Here is a 13,999-nt window from a genome sequence, read left to right on the forward strand (position 1 = left end):
ATGACACACCCATGCGCGCACCCATGACGGCCTATCAGCACATCTTGTTCATCAAACCCAGCTCTCTCGGCGACATCGTGCATGCCATGCCCACGCTCGCGGCAGTGCGGCGCGCTCACCCGGACGCCACCGTGGGATGGCTGGTCAAGCGGCAGTGGGCGGGGCTGGTCGAGCGGATCGACGGAGTCGATCACCTGTGGGAAGTGGAGCCGGGGGTCAAGGGCTGGTTGTCGCTGGTGCCGGCGCTGCGCGCCGACCGGTTCGATCTTGCGATCGACCTGCAGGGCCTGTTCCGCAGCGCGATGATGGGCCGGTTGAGCGGCGCGCCCGAGCGCATCGGGTTCGCCAACGCGCGCGAGGGCAGCCCCTGGCTCTACACCAGACGTGTGGCGGTGCCGCATCCCAACATGCATGCCGTGGACCGGTATCTTCTGGTGGCCAAGGCGTTGGGAGCGGATGCGCGCCCGGCCGAATTCAAGTTCCGGATTCCCCACCGAGATCACGAGACGGTGGAGCGGGTTCTCCGGCAGGCGGGCTGGGCGGCCGGGGAACGGCTCATCGCGGTCAACGTATCCGCGCGCTGGCTCACGAAGCGGTGGCCGATCGCCTCATTCGCCGCGCTGTCGGATTTGGTCGTCCAGCGGGACATCGGCTCCGTCCTGTTCATCGGCGGGTCGGACGAGCGGGCGCAGGTCGCGCAGGTTCGCGGGTTGATGAAGGCCCGGTCGTTGGATCTCAGCGGCGCGCTGCCGGTGGGCCTGTTGCCGGCCCTGCTGAGTCGGGTCGAGCTGTTGATCACGAATGATTCCGGGCCGATGCATATCGCCGCCGCCGTGGGCACGCCGGTGGCGGCGATGTTCGGTCCGACCAGTCCGCTGCGCACCGGACCCTACGGGACCGACCATGCGGTGCTTATGCATCCGGTGCCCTGCAGCCCCTGCTTCAGCCGGACCTGCTCGAATTCCCAGCCGCTCGTCTGCCTGACCGACATTACGGTTGACCGGGCCTTCTCGGTTGTGGCAAGTCTCCCTCGGCGGTCGGCACGATCCTTGTGAACCTCTTCATTTCAGAATCCAGCACGGCGGTCGGCGGACAGGAACTGGCTGTGCTCCTGCACGCGGAAGGATTGGCGAAGCGAGGCCACCGGCTGCGCTTGATCCTCGAACCGGGCAGCCCGATCGCCGCTATGGCGGAAGAGAGGCGCCTCCCGGTCACGCTCCTCTCCATGCGTCGAAATCGGTATCCGCAGGCGATCCTCGCGATGCGGCGGCTCATGCACCGCGAGCGTCCGGCCATCCTCCAGGTCAACAGTTCCCGCGACAGCTGGATCGGCTGCATCGCAGTCCGGTTGCTGCAGCCCAGGCCGAAGATCATCCGGATCCGGCACATCTCCACGCCGCTCAACCGCAACATGACCACGCAGCTGCTGTACCGCCGGCTGCTCGACATGGTGGTGGTGACCGGCGGCGAGCGGACCAGGCGGGACCTGGTCGAGCGCGACGGCCTCGAGCCGGGACGCGTCGCCGCCTTTCCGATCGGACTCGACGTCGCGCACTTTCGGCCCGCGCCTCCCGTCCGTGACCTCCGGCGCGAATTGGGGCTCCCGCCGGGGCATCTGCTGGTCGGCATCATCTCCTATCTGCGCACGTACAAAGGGCACGAGTACTTCATCGAGGCGGCCGGGCGGATCGCGGCGCAGCGCGACGACGTCACCTTCGTCATCGTCGGCGAAGGTCCGGAGGAGCAGTCGATCCGCCGCCGGATCGAGCAGTCGGGATGGGCGTCGCGGATCAGACTGTTGGGCTTCCGCGACGACCTGCTGGAGGTGTTCCGGTCTCTGGACGTCTTCGCGATCCCGTCGGTCGAAGGAGACACGATCCCGCAAGTACTGATGCAGGCCCTGGCGCTCGGCCTCCCCGTCGTCTCCACGACGGTCGGTTCCATTCCCGACGTCGTCATCGACGGCGAAACCGGCTACGTCGTTCCTCCGCGCGACGGCCGGACATTGGCGGATCGGATCGCCCGCTTATTGAGCGATGCCGGGCTGCGATCCCGTCTGGGCGCGAACGGCAGGGCCTTGGTGGAACGGTGCTACTCCATCGACAAGATGCTGGACCGGATGGAAGCGGTCTATCAGAGCCTGGGGCAGAGTCTGCCGCAGGGTCCGGCGTCCAATCCGGAGCAGAGTACGACTCCCAAGCGGGACGGCTGACATGGCCCGCTATTCCGTCTACGTGATCGCCTACAACGACGAGCCCAACATGCGGGCCTGCCTGGAGTCGGCGGCAGGGGCGGACGAACTCGTCGTCGTCGATTCCCACAGCACCGACCGCACGGCCGCGATCGCGCGCGAATTCACGGACAAGGTTTACCAGGTCGAGTTCAACGGATTCGGCCGGCTGCGCAACCAGGCCCTAGCCTACTGCTCGCACGACTGGATCTTCAGCCTGGACAGCGACGAGCGGATGACGCCGGAATTGCGCGAGGAAATCCGCCGCCTGCTCGAGCAGGGGCCCGGGGCCGACGCGTACTTCGTCCCGCGGAAGAACTACTTTCTCGGCCGCTGGATCAAGCATTGCGGCTGGTATCCCGACTACCGCCAGCCGCAATTGTTCCGTAAGCGCCGCTTCCGGTACCGGGACGAGCTGGTCCATGAAGGTTTCGAGTGTGATGGATCGGTCGCGCATCTGACGCAGCCGGCCCTCCAGTATCCGTTCCGAGACATCGACCATTACATCCAGAAGCAGAACCGGTATTCGACGCTGATGGCCGAGCGGATGGTCGAACAGGGCCGCCGCTTTTCGAGCCTGCAGCTCGTCACCCATCCGCTCGCCGCCTTTGCCAAGATGTACGTGCAGCGGCGCGGCTTTCTCGACGGCATGCCGGGGTTGATTCTTTCCGGGCTCTATGCCTATTACACCGTCATGAAATACGCGAAGTTCTGGGAACTCACGAAGAGAGATTGAACCTTCACCTATCATGAGAGTCAGCGGCTTCACGTTTTGTCGCAATGCGGTGAAATACGACTACCCGGTGGTAGAGTCCATCCGCTCCGTGCTGCCGATCTGCGACGAGTTCATCGTGAACGTCGGACGCAGCGACGACGGCACGCTCGAATTGATCCGCTCCATCGGCGATCCCAAGATCACGATCGTCGAATCGGTCTGGGACGAGACGCTGCGCAAGGACGGGCTGATCTATTCGCAGCAGACGAACATCGCGCTCGCCCGTTGCAAGGGCGATTGGGCGCTCTACATGCAGGCCGACGAAGTCATGCACGAGGACGACCTGCCGGCACTTCGTCGCGCCATGCGTGAACAGTTCGACAATAGAACCGTAAAAGGCCTGCTGTTCCGCTATCTGCATTTCGTGGCCGACTACTGGTCCACGAATCCCTGGTTCTATCACAAGGCGGTGCGGGCCATCCGGAACAACGGCGAGGTCGAGTCCTGCGGCGACGCCGTGGGGTTTCACTTCAAGCCGACGCAACAGTATTTGCAGAGCGGCCCCAAGGAATGGCTCACTTGGTCCGGCGCGCGGATTTTTCACTACGGCTGGGTCAAGGATCCGAAGGTGATGCTGGCGAAGGTCAAGGACCAGATCAGCCGCCATCACGGGGACAGCCCTCCAGCAGACCAGGCCGGACTCTACCGGCAGGACGCCTTCCGATTCGACGACTATGCGGTCCTCAAGGAATTCTCGGGCCGGCATCCGGCCGTGATGCAGGATCGGATCCGCTTGGCCAAGCGCTGGGCCGAGCGCCGGAGCCGGTGGCTCAACCCGCGGTTCTATCGCGAAGTCCTGAAGCGGGGATTTCGGGGTTAGGAACATGCTGAGCATCATCGTCGCCGTGCACAACCAGCTGGGCCACAACCAACTCTTCCTGGAGGGCGTGAAGGCCTATACGACCGGTCCTTACGAGGTGATCGTCATCGACAACCACTCGACGGACGGCTCCCCCGAGTTTTTCGAAGCGGGCGGGTGCCGGGTGATCCGCAACGACCGGAACCTCTGTTATCCGGAGTCGATGAATCTCGGTTCGCGCGCGGCGCGCGGCGATGTGTTGTGTCACATCAATAACGATCTCTACGTTGCCCCGGGCTGGAACGGCCGGCTCGTCGAGGCCATGGATCGGCAGGGGCTCGACGTGGCCTCACCGCTGGGGTTGGAGATGATGCCGAGCCCGGCCTTGACCGATTGGATGCAGGGGCGCTGGGCCGCCATCGGCCAGGGGCGCCTGTCCAGCGGGAAGCCGCTCGATCGGCTCCGGACGATGGTACAGGCCATGTACGGAGATTGGGAGCGCTATTGCGAGGAGGTCCACCGGGCCTTCGCCGATACGGTCTTCGAGGGCATCGTCGGATCCTGCGTCATGATCCGCCGCTCGGCCTACGAGAAGATCGGCGGCTTGGACGAACGAGTGCAGGCGGCCGATTGGGATCTCTATTACACGTTGCGCAAACGGGAGATCACCACCGGAGACCTGCGCCGGTGCATGGTGCTCGGCGCCACGTTCGTGCATCATTTCATCCGCGCGACGGTCAAGAGCAAGCGGGAGCCGTTCGCCTGTACGCACGAACGGTGGTCGATCGATCAGAAATGGGACCAGCGCGAGCAGGCCGATCTCTGGTGCAAGCCGGAGGATTTCGCCCGTTCCGGCCTCCGAGAATCCGTCACCCGGCGGTTCGGCAAGCCGTTCAAGAAACTCGCACTGGAGCTCGATCGGCTGAGCGCGTGGCGGCGGCTCTGGATGCCGCCGCAGCTGGTCGTCGAACAGTATCGCCGGCAGTTCGCCAGACTTGGTCCTCCTGCCGCATCCCGCCTGAGTTGATCGCGAGAGGAGCAGCCCGTGCCGACGGTGACCGCGCTGATCATCACCAAGAACGAGGAAGCCAACATGACCGACTGCCTCGCGTCGCTCGATTGGGCCACGGAGCGCCTCGTCATCGATGCGGAGAGCGCGGATCGGACGGTCGAGCTGGCACGCGCCACAGGCGCCGACGTAGTGGTGCGACCCTGGCCCGGCTTCGGGCCCCAGAAGAATTTCGGCATGGAGCGAGCCTCGTCGGACTGGATCCTCATCGTCGACGCGGACGAGCGGGTGCCCGGTCCGCTCGCGGAGGAGATCCGGTCGCTCGTGAGCCGGTGGAAGGACGGAGATCCGGTCGCCTACGAGATCCCTCGGATGAACTTCTACTACGGCGCCTGGGTCCGCCATGCCGGGCTGTATCCCGACTATCAGATTCGCCTGGTCCGCAAGGGAACGGCGGCCTACAACGACGTGCCGGTGCACGAGAATCTGATCGTGCGGGGAACCGTCGGCAAATTGGTCAATCCGTTTGAACACCAGACCGAACGCCGCATCGACGACCACTTCCGGAAGTTCGGCCTCTATACGACGCTGGCCGCGCGCGAGAAGGGCAAGACGGTCCGGACCGTGCGGCACCGGGATCTCCTGGCTCGTCCATTGGTCGTCTTCTTCAAGACTTATCTGCTCAAGCGAGGCTATCGGGACGGAGTCCGTGGGTTGATCGTGTGCCTCTTCGCCAGCATGTACACCTTCGTCAAGTATGCGAAGCTGTGGGATGCGAGGAGAACGCCCGCGACTTCTCGGGGTCTCGCCTAGTGGCCCGGCGAATCCTGTACGTTCACGGCATCGGCGCCGTCGGCGGCGCGGAGCATGACCTGCTGGCGGTGCTGGCGCGGCTCGATCGGCGTGCCTGGGACCCCCATGTGGTCTGTCCTCCGGAAGGACCGTTCCGGGCCCTGCTGGAGCAGGCCGATCTCACCGTACATCCGCTCGCGCTGGTCCCCTGGCGAAAATGGTTTTCACCCATCATACGGTGGCGGAGCGTGGGCGGACTGCGCGACGTGATTGATCGCCTGCGTCCGACCCTCGTGCACGTTAACGACATCTGGTGGGTGCCGCATGCGCTCGGCGCGCTACGAGGGACCGTCGCGTCTCCAGCGGTGGTCGCCCACGTGCGCCAGGAGATCGAGCCTGATAAGGTGCGCCGCTATGAGCTCGACCGGATCGATCGGGTCATCGCCATCTCCGATCAGGTGGCCGACTCGTTGAAAGCCGGTGGGGTGGAAGCCCGGCGGCTGCGTAGGGTCTACAGCGGGCTTGATTTCTCCCGTCCGGTCAAGGCGATACCGGATCGGTCGGCGGTCCGCCGACGGCTGGGCGTTCCGGACTCCGCCTTGCTTCTCGGTACGGCGGCCAATCTGTTTCCTCGCAAAGGGTATGACGTGATGTTGCGGGCGCTCCCCGGCATCCTCGCGGTTCATCCCGACGTCCATTATCTGTTGGCCGGAACCGCGGAGCCCGTCCATGGCGGGTCGCTGCGGGCGTTGGCGGGAGAACTGAGAATCGCCGAGCGAATCCACATGGTCGGGTTTCAAGATCCGGTCCGGCCCTTTCTCGAGACGCTCGACCTCTACGTGCATCCGGCTCGCATGGAAGGATTCGGCATCGCGCTGGTCGAGGCGATGGCGGCCGGGAAGGCCGTGGTCGCGACCAGAACCGGCGGTGTGCCGGAAGTGGTCGAGCATGGAGAGACGGGACTCTTGGTCGCGCCGGGCGATCCGGACGGGATGCGGGACGCGGTCATCGAATTGTTGGGAGACGAGGCGAGGCGCGCGCGGATGGGAGCGAAAGGGCTCGCCCGCGCGCGGGAGCGCTTCGACCTGGGCCGGACGGTTGCGGATCTCGAACAGATGTATCGTGAAGCGGCAGCCGAATATGGGAGAGGCCGAGATGCGGATCGGCATTGATGCGAGCCCCATCATCGGCGACCGTGGCGGGGTCGGCTGGCACACCTATTATTTGCTTGAGGCCATGCTGGCCGGTTTGGACAACGTCGAATTCATCGGATACCTGCGGCCCGGCTCGGTCCTGCCGGAAGACGTACGGTCCTGGCGGACCGGCGGCCGGATCACCTGGGTCGAATCGGCCAAGTGGGCGATGCGCCGGCGCGGACGGGCCGACCGGCTGGACCTGTATCACGGCACCAACTTCAAGCTTCACACGGCCGGGCGGCACGGAGGCATCGTGACGATTCACGATCTCTGGCTGGAGCGGTTTCCGCAATACTCGACCAAAGTGCTGGGCCAGCGGCTGGCCTCGATGAAGGCCAGGCGCACGGCGCGGCGCGCCAGGATGGTCGTCACGGTATCGGATTTCTCCGCGCGCGAGCTGAGCGAACTCTATCGGGTGCCGCGTGAGCGGCTCGCCGTGATTCCGAACGGCGTCGCCGCTGTGTTTGCGGCGCGCCGGGATGATCGGGCGATGGCCGAGCTGCGGACGAGAATCCGGCTTCCGGACAAACCCTATCTGCTCTTCATCGGGGGCGCGGACCCGCGCAAGAACCATCGGCGGTTTCTCGAAGCGGCAAGCCTGATGCGGCGGCCGTTGCAGGGGCACAGCCTGCTGCTGGTCGGCTCGACCGATCATGCCTTCGGTTCCTATGATGAATCGGCCAAAGAATATGGACTCACGGCTCGCGTCTGTTGTCCGGGCCGGCTGGGCCGGGCGGACCTCCAGCTGCTCTATACCTACGCGGACCAGTTTGTCTTCCCGTCGCTCTACGAAGGATTCGGCATGCCGGTTCTCGAAGCGATGGCCTGTGGGGTTCCCGTGATCACGTCCCGCACGACCGGTGTCGCCGAGGCGGCGGGCGATGCGGCGCTGCTGGTCGATCCGGAAGACGCCCGCTCGCTGGGAGAGGCGATGGTCTCCCTGTTAGAGAATCCGTCGCTGCGGGCCTCGCTCACGGCCAAGGGGTTCGCGCGTGTGAAGCAGTTTTCCTGGCGGTCGGCTGCGGTCCAGACGTTGGACTTGTACCGACGGCTCTGTCAGGAGCGAGTGTCGTAGCCATGGCCGTGACCATGTCGCCCTGTAATATTCTCGTCATCAAACTGCGCTATCTGGGAGACGTGCTGCTGGCCACGCCCACCCTGGAGGCGTTGAAAGCGGCCTATCCTACCGCCAGACTGACCGTCGTGATCAATCGGGGAACCGAGGCCATGCTGGCCGGCAATCCGCACGTGGACGACGTGCTGCCGCTCGAGCGAGGGTCGCTCCTCGCCCAATGGCGGTTCCTGCGCGAGCTTCGACGGAGACGATTCGATGTGGTCATTGATCTGACCGACGCGGACCGGTCCGCCTGGCTGAGCTGGATGACCGGAGCGCCGGTGCGTGTCGGATTCAACGACGAAGGACGCCTCCGTGGGCGTTGTTATACCGTGGTCGTACGAGGCGAACCGGGGTCGCATCGTATCGAGCGGGATCTCGCGTCCCTGGCTCCGTTGCCTCTCGTTGTCGACGGCCAGACGCCGCGCCTCTGGCTTGCCCCGGAAGAAGAGCGGCGCGCCGCGGAGTTATTGACCCGTCATGGCGTCGACGGAAAGAAACCCCTGGCCATGTTGCAACCGGGCGCGCGCTACTGGTTCAAAGCCTGGCCGTGGGAGCGGTTCGCCGCGCTGGCCGATCGACTTGCGGAGCAGTATGGCTCTCAGGTCCTGATCGGAGGGAGCCCGCAGGAATTCGACCTCGCCGAACGGATCTGCGGTACGGCTGCGAGCCGCCCGGTCAATCTGGCCGGACAGGCGGACATGCGGACCTATGCCGCGGTGCTCAAGCGGGTCTCGCTGTTCGTCGGAAACGACAGCGGCGCCATGCATGTGGCAGCCGCGGTCGGGACGCCGCTCGTCGCCCTGTTCGGGCCGTCCGATCCGAAGGAATGGGGACCGCGCGCTGCCGCCGCAGCCGTACTCTACAAGGGACTGGATTGCCGCGCTTGTTTTCATCCGACGTGTGATCGAGGAGAGCAGAATTGCATGAGGCTCATCTCGGTTGATGAGGTCATGTCGGCAGTGGATGAATTGAATAAGAAGATGCAGAAAGGCGCGTTGCGCTGACAACTGCATCGTTGAATTGTAACGCAGCAATGTGTATTGCTCTGTCGCGACCGACTGGAACCTATCTCAAAATGGGTGTTCCGGTCGGAACTGGTCATGCCCGCGAAAGCGGGCATCCAGAATGACCTAAAAAGACTGGATTCCCGCCTGCGCGGGAATGACGACCACAGATCCCATCCCATCATGAATGAAATTTGAGATAGGTTCTAGTTTTCTCTTGGGTCGGCGGCAAGGACACATCAAGGGGTGATGAAGTGACCCTGCTCGATCGCTTATTGGTTCAGGCGTTCGTGAAAATATTCGACTGTCACGAGCCGGTTTTCGAGATCGGATCGCATCAGCTTCAGGAGGGTGGGAACCCCTATCAAGATCTCCGGCCGTTCTTTCCAGGCAGAAAATATATTGGATCTGATTTTACGTCTGGTCCCGGCGTAGATTGTGTCGCAGATGCGACGCGCTTGGGGATCAAGAAAGGCTCCATCGGCACAGTCATCATGGTCTCGACGGTCGAACATATTTTTCGTGTATTCGACGCTTTTCATGAGGCCGAAGGAGTGTTGTCGGACCAGGGCGCCCTCATTGTCACCTCTCACATGGATTGCGGTATTCATGCGTACCCGAGCGACTATTGGCGGTTCACTCCGGAGGCCTTTGCCAGACTGCTCGACCCTTTTCCCGCCAAGATTGTCGGCTACCAAGGGCTCTCCTACAACCCGTTTGTAGTCTTTGGGATCGCATTCAAGACCGCACCGGAAAACATCGAGGCGCGAACCGGACGATTCCGTCTGGAGCTGGAGCGGTCGATGAAGGAAGCCGGCGATGCCGTTCCGTTCAAGAAAAAAATCTCTCGGATCCGTCGCCTCTGCTTCTATCGGCTGTTCGGCTCAAAGGATTCCTTCCGAAAGCTTCGGGATGAGTATGTCATCGGCTGGCATGACTAACGAGTGAGGAGATCCCACAAACCCCTTGACTCGGCGACTCCGAGCGTTCATAAAGTGAACACGGAGGTGGAATGGACGTCCAGGGTCAGCGGGACCTGCTTCTCCTGTCTGAAGTTGAACGCAACGCGCATCTGACCCAGCGCTCACTCTCGAGTCGTCTCGGTGTGGCGCTCGGCCTGACCAATCTGTACATCAAGCGACTGGCCCGCAAGGGCTACATCGAGATCGAGGCGATTCCCCCCAATCGAGTCCGGTACCAGCTCACGCCGCAGGGCGCCGCGGAAAAAGCTCGCCTGACGCATGAGTACATGGATTATTCGTTGGCCTACTATCGCGACATTCGCATCCGGTTGAAGGAAATGTTGGCGACCGTGGGACGGCTTGCCGGCCGGCGGTTCGTCATTTTCGGTACGGGTGAGCTGGCTGAGCTGACCTACTTGTCGCTACGGGAGATGGACGGCACCTGCGTGGGGTTTCTCGACGACGAGCGGCGGGACTCGTTTCTCTCCTATCCGGTTTCCTTTCCGGAAGCGATCGGTCGATGGGAGTTCGATAAGGTGCTGATCGCGGACCTCGATCAGGCCTCCGCTCACGAGGCGAGATTGATCGGATGCGGCGTGTCGCCCGACAAGGTGATGAGGCTGGTCTTGACGTCGCAGAGAAAGGCACAGGCGGATGTTGGGCCCGTCTAGCGGAGCGACGGACTGCGGGGCGGAGAGGTCCCGCTGGTACGCGTTGCGCACCAGGTCGCGCCATGAAAAACTGGTGCGCGATCAGCTCAACGGCCAGGGCATCGAGCCCCTGCTGCCGACGGTCCGCCGCCTGAGCCAATGGAAAGACCGGAAGAAGGAAGTGGAAGTGCCGCTGTTCTCGGGCTACTGCTTCGTGCGTTTCGCCTCCGAGCAGAAGCTTCCGGTGCTCAAGACGGTCGGCGTCGTGGACATCGTGGGCGGGGGCGTCCAACCGGAGCCGATTCCCGACGAGGAGATCAGCGCATTGCAGACATTGATGGCCAGCGTGCTGCCCTACGATCCGCATCCCTATTTGCACGAGGGCATGACGGTCGAAGTGATCCGCGGACCGCTCCAAGGGGCGCGCGGGATTCTGCTGCGGAAGGAGAAGCGGCACCGCCTGATCCTGGGCATCCGTTTGATCCAGCAGGCTGCGGCAGTGGAAATCGACATCAAAGACGTGGTGCCTGCGTAATGGGTCCGCATATCGGGGCGGGCGGGCTACTGGAGCATCGCTAGGCTGATGGCCGCAACAGTATGTGATTTTGTGGTGATCGGCGGAGGAGTCGTAGGATTGTCGATCGCGCTCGCGTTACGTCGGCGCCATCGCGCCAAGGTGACGTTGGTTGAGAAGGAGCGCTCCACGGGGCTCCATGCCAGTGGAAGAAACAGCGGCGTGCTTCACGCCGGTGTCTATTACAAGGCCGGAACGCTGAAGGCCCGTCTGTGCGTTGAAGGCAACAGACGGATGCGTGAGTATTGCAGGAGAAAACAGATTCCCCTGAACGAAAACGGGAAAGTCATCGTCGCGCGGAGCGCTGAGGAATTGCCGACACTGCGCGAGCTCCACGCACGGTCGGAGGCGAACGGTGTTCGTGCGGAGCTGATCGATTGCCGGTCGCTCAAGGACATTGAGCCCTGCGCGAGGACGTTTGAACAGGCGCTGTACGTGAAAGACACGGCCGTCGTGAATCCGCAGCGCGTGATGGAAGCGCTGGTTGAAGATGCCGGGCAGGAGGGAGTCGAATTCCGGTTAGGCTGCGCTTGGCACGGGTGTGAGGACGACAACACGGCGATCACTTCTCATGGGCGCATCGCCTATGGCCATCTAGTCAACTGCGCGGGCCTGTACGCAGACAAGATCGCGCATCGGTTCGGCGTGGGGCGGCAGTATCGAATCCTTCCATTTCGGGGACAGTTCTACCGCCTGAGGCCGGAATCGATGGTGAAGGTACGGGGAAACATTTATCCTGTGCCGGACCTCAGGAATCCGTTTTTGGGCGTGCATTTCACCCGCCGACCTGACGGAGAAGTGACCGTCGGCCCATCAGCGTTGCCGTTACTCGGACGAGAGCAATACCGTGGGTTGGCCGGCGCAAACATGACAGATGGCCTCGCCATGATCGCGTATTTGCTCCGGCTGTTCGGCAAAAACCGAGACCATTTTCGATCTATCGCTTGGAGGGAACTGACGAAGCTCTCGCGTTCCGGTTTTTATCGGGAGGCGGAGCGACTGGCTGACGGGTTTGAGCGGCGGGATCTGCTGTCGGGAAAAGAACCGGGGATCCGCGCGCAATTAGTCGATACCGCAACCACAGAGCTGCTGAACGATTTTGTGGTCGAGCCGGGGCCTCGGTCCACGCATGTACTCAATGCCGTCTCACCGGCCTTTACCTCCTCCGCGCCGTTTGCAGACTACGTGGTGGACCTGATGAAAGTTGAAGCCTGAGCGCGGGCAGACGAAGCGACGACGTCAACATCACTCGAACCCAGGAGTGAGGATGAATATTGCACCATCAAGCGCGGGCATGAAACCTCATGTGGCCGTCGTGGGGGCCGGCTATTGGGGAAAAAATCTCGTAAGGAACTTCCATGCCATCGGCGCGCTGGATGCGATCTGCGACAGCAACCGGGAGCTGCTGGACACGCTGAGCCGCGACTACGCGCCGCGCAAGGTCGTGACCGCCTATTCGGAGATTCTCGGCGACCGGAGGATCGGCGCCGTCGCGATCGCCACGCCGGCCGAAACGCATGGCGATCTCGTCCGCGAGGCGCTGCTGGCCGGGAAGGATGTGTTCGTCGAGAAGCCGCTGTGCCTCGATGTCCGCAACGGACGGGAATTGGTGGAGCTGGCAAAAACGAAGCAGCGCATCCTCATGGTCGGGCATCTGCTCTGGTACCATCCGGCGGTCCTGAAACTGAAAGAGTTGATTCGGGCGGGGGAACTCGGCCGCATCCAATACGTGTACTCGAATCGGCTCAACCTCGGGAAGATCCGTCGGGAGGAGAACATTCTCTGGTCCTTCGCGCCGCACGACCTTTCCGTGATTCTCGGATTGCTGGGCGAGATGCCGGAGAGCGTGCGGGCGCAAGGGGGCAACTACCTCCATCAAAACATCGCCGACGTCACGATCAGTCTGTTGTCTTTTCCCAGCGGCGTGAGGGCCCATATCTTCGTGTCTTGGCTGCATCCCTTCAAGGAGCAGAAGCTCGTGATCGTGGGCGACCGCAAGATGGCCGTCTTCGACGACATGGAAAAGAAGGACAAGCTCCTGCTCTATCCCCATTCGATCGACTGGAAGAATCAGATCCCTGTCGCGAACAAGGCGGATGCCTGTCCGGTCGAACTGGAGACGAGCGAGCCGCTGCGGACGGAGTGCGAGCATTTCCTCGACTGCGTCGCCACCAGGCGTCAACCCAGGACCGACGGTGAGGAAGGGCTGCGCGTCCTCTCGGTGCTGCAGCGCTGCCAGGACGCCCTCGAAAAGGACGCGCATCGCGAGGCCAAACCGGAGCCGGCTGCGGCCCCCGCGCCGAAGCGGACGTTCTTCGCGCACGAGTCGGCCTGCATCGACGAAGGGACGGACATCGGCGAGGGGACGAGCATCTGGCATTTTTCCCACGTCCTCAAGGGGTCTCGGATCGGCAAGCACTGCAAGATCGGCCAGAATGTGGTGGTGGGACCCAAGGTGACGGTCGGCAACGGCGTGAAGATCCAGAACAACGTCTCGGTCTATGAAGGGGTCACGCTGGAAGACTTCGTGTTCTGCGGCCCGTCGATGGTCTTCACCAACGTCTTCAACCCGCGCAGCGAAATTCCCCGCATGGACGAGCTGCGGCCCACGCTGGTGAGGAGGGGCGCCACGATCGGGGCCAATGCGACCATTCTGTGCGGCATCACGATCGGCCGCTACGCCCTGATCGGCGCCGGCTCGGTCGTCACCAAGGATGTGCCCGATCATGCGCTGGTGCGCGGAAACCCGGCGAAGGTGACGGGGTGGATGTGTTCCTGCGGCGTGAAGCTCGCGCTCAAGGGCTCCAAGGGCGTCTGCCGGACCTGCGGAAAGAAATTCAGCAAGAATACGAAGGGTGCGAAAGGTACGAACGGATTGCAAGCTCACTGAA

Annotated in this window: 14 protein-coding genes; all 14 read left to right on the forward strand. The window is 63.1% G+C overall.

The features are described from left to right. Positions 1-11: 11 nt before the first annotated feature. The 14 genes from P0111_05715 to P0111_05780 all read left to right on the forward strand — a co-directional run bounded on the left by P0111_05715 (position 12) and on the right by P0111_05780 (position 13,998). Positions 12-1,055 carry a glycosyltransferase family 9 protein gene (locus tag P0111_05715; protein MDF0643506.1) on the forward strand — a complete coding sequence of 348 codons (1,044 nt, stop codon included), beginning with the start codon at positions 12-14 and terminating at the stop codon, positions 1,053-1,055. After that, positions 1,052-2,212: a glycosyltransferase family 4 protein gene (locus tag P0111_05720; GenBank protein ID MDF0643507.1), complete on the forward strand. Its 1,161-nt coding sequence runs from the start codon at positions 1,052-1,054 to the stop codon at positions 2,210-2,212. Before P0111_05715 ends, P0111_05720 begins: the two co-directional genes overlap by 4 nt. Before the next feature lies 1 nt (position 2,213). Beyond that, positions 2,214-2,966, forward strand: a complete 753-nt coding sequence (locus tag P0111_05725) for a glycosyltransferase family 2 protein (GenBank protein MDF0643508.1) — start codon at positions 2,214-2,216, stop codon at positions 2,964-2,966. Positions 2,967-2,979: 13 nt separating this feature from the next. Continuing rightward, a complete protein-coding gene (locus tag P0111_05730; GenBank protein ID MDF0643509.1) occupies positions 2,980-3,825 on the forward strand; it encodes a glycosyltransferase family 2 protein in 846 nt (281 codons plus the stop codon). A 4-nt stretch (positions 3,826-3,829) separates the two neighbouring features. After that, positions 3,830-4,831 carry a glycosyltransferase gene (locus P0111_05735; protein ID MDF0643510.1) on the forward strand — a complete coding sequence of 334 codons (1,002 nt, stop codon included), beginning with the start codon at positions 3,830-3,832 and terminating at the stop codon, positions 4,829-4,831. A gap of 18 nt (positions 4,832-4,849) precedes the next feature. After that, entirely contained in the window at positions 4,850-5,626 is a 777-nt protein-coding gene (locus P0111_05740) for a glycosyltransferase family 2 protein (protein ID MDF0643511.1), read from the forward strand. Further along, positions 5,626-6,777: a glycosyltransferase family 4 protein gene (locus P0111_05745; GenBank protein ID MDF0643512.1), complete on the forward strand. Its 1,152-nt coding sequence runs from the start codon at positions 5,626-5,628 to the stop codon at positions 6,775-6,777. Before P0111_05740 ends, P0111_05745 begins: the two co-directional genes overlap by 1 nt. Then, on the forward strand, positions 6,761-7,876 hold the full coding sequence (locus P0111_05750; protein ID MDF0643513.1) for a glycosyltransferase family 1 protein: 1,116 nt from the start codon (positions 6,761-6,763) through the stop codon (positions 7,874-7,876). The genes P0111_05745 and P0111_05750 overlap by 17 nt, the downstream gene beginning before the upstream one ends. Before the next feature lie 2 nt (positions 7,877-7,878). Then, positions 7,879-8,922, forward strand: a complete 1,044-nt coding sequence (gene rfaQ, locus P0111_05755; protein ID MDF0643514.1) for a putative lipopolysaccharide heptosyltransferase III — start codon at positions 7,879-7,881, stop codon at positions 8,920-8,922. 254 nt (positions 8,923-9,176) lie between these two features. Further along, positions 9,177-9,863 (forward strand): hypothetical protein, encoded by a 687-nt coding sequence (locus tag P0111_05760; GenBank protein MDF0643515.1) that lies wholly within the window; start codon positions 9,177-9,179, stop codon positions 9,861-9,863. 71 nt (positions 9,864-9,934) lie between these two features. Beyond that, positions 9,935-10,555, forward strand: a complete 621-nt coding sequence (locus P0111_05765; protein MDF0643516.1) for a winged helix-turn-helix transcriptional regulator — start codon at positions 9,935-9,937, stop codon at positions 10,553-10,555. Then, positions 10,539-11,069, forward strand: coding sequence for a UpxY family transcription antiterminator (locus tag P0111_05770; GenBank protein MDF0643517.1), 531 nt, complete (start codon positions 10,539-10,541; stop codon positions 11,067-11,069). The genes P0111_05765 and P0111_05770 overlap by 17 nt, the downstream gene beginning before the upstream one ends. A gap of 48 nt (positions 11,070-11,117) precedes the next feature. Continuing rightward, positions 11,118-12,323 carry an L-2-hydroxyglutarate oxidase gene (gene lhgO, locus P0111_05775; GenBank protein ID MDF0643518.1) on the forward strand — a complete coding sequence of 402 codons (1,206 nt, stop codon included), beginning with the start codon at positions 11,118-11,120 and terminating at the stop codon, positions 12,321-12,323. Between the two features lie 52 nt (positions 12,324-12,375). Continuing rightward, complete coding sequence (locus tag P0111_05780; protein ID MDF0643519.1) at positions 12,376-13,998, forward strand: Gfo/Idh/MocA family oxidoreductase; 1,623 nt, start codon at positions 12,376-12,378, stop codon at positions 13,996-13,998. The last annotated feature ends 1 nt before the right edge of the window (position 13,999 follow it).

Origin of the sequence: Nitrospira sp., assembly GCA_029194535.1 — a bacterium.
In the GTDB taxonomy this organism is placed as follows: Bacteria; Nitrospirota; Nitrospiria; order Nitrospirales; family Nitrospiraceae; genus Nitrospira_C.

Bases quoted from the DNA above. Each gene is read 5' to 3' on its own strand.
- P0111_05715 (MDF0643506.1), top strand. From the start codon at position 12: ATGCGCGCACCCATGACGGCCTATCAGCACATCTTGTTCATCAAACCC.
- P0111_05725 (MDF0643508.1), top strand. From the start codon at position 2,214: ATGGCCCGCTATTCCGTCTACGTGATCGCCTACAACGACGAGCCCAAC.
- P0111_05730 (MDF0643509.1), top strand. From the start codon at position 2,980: ATGAGAGTCAGCGGCTTCACGTTTTGTCGCAATGCGGTGAAATACGAC.
- P0111_05735 (MDF0643510.1), top strand. From the start codon at position 3,830: ATGCTGAGCATCATCGTCGCCGTGCACAACCAGCTGGGCCACAACCAA.
- P0111_05750 (MDF0643513.1), top strand. From the start codon at position 6,761: ATGCGGATCGGCATTGATGCGAGCCCCATCATCGGCGACCGTGGCGGG.
- rfaQ (MDF0643514.1), top strand. From the start codon at position 7,879: ATGGCCGTGACCATGTCGCCCTGTAATATTCTCGTCATCAAACTGCGC.
- P0111_05765 (MDF0643516.1), top strand. From the start codon at position 9,935: ATGGACGTCCAGGGTCAGCGGGACCTGCTTCTCCTGTCTGAAGTTGAA.
- P0111_05770 (MDF0643517.1), top strand. From the start codon at position 10,539: ATGTTGGGCCCGTCTAGCGGAGCGACGGACTGCGGGGCGGAGAGGTCC.
- lhgO (MDF0643518.1), top strand. From the start codon at position 11,118: ATGGCCGCAACAGTATGTGATTTTGTGGTGATCGGCGGAGGAGTCGTA.
- P0111_05780 (MDF0643519.1), top strand. From the start codon at position 12,376: ATGAATATTGCACCATCAAGCGCGGGCATGAAACCTCATGTGGCCGTC.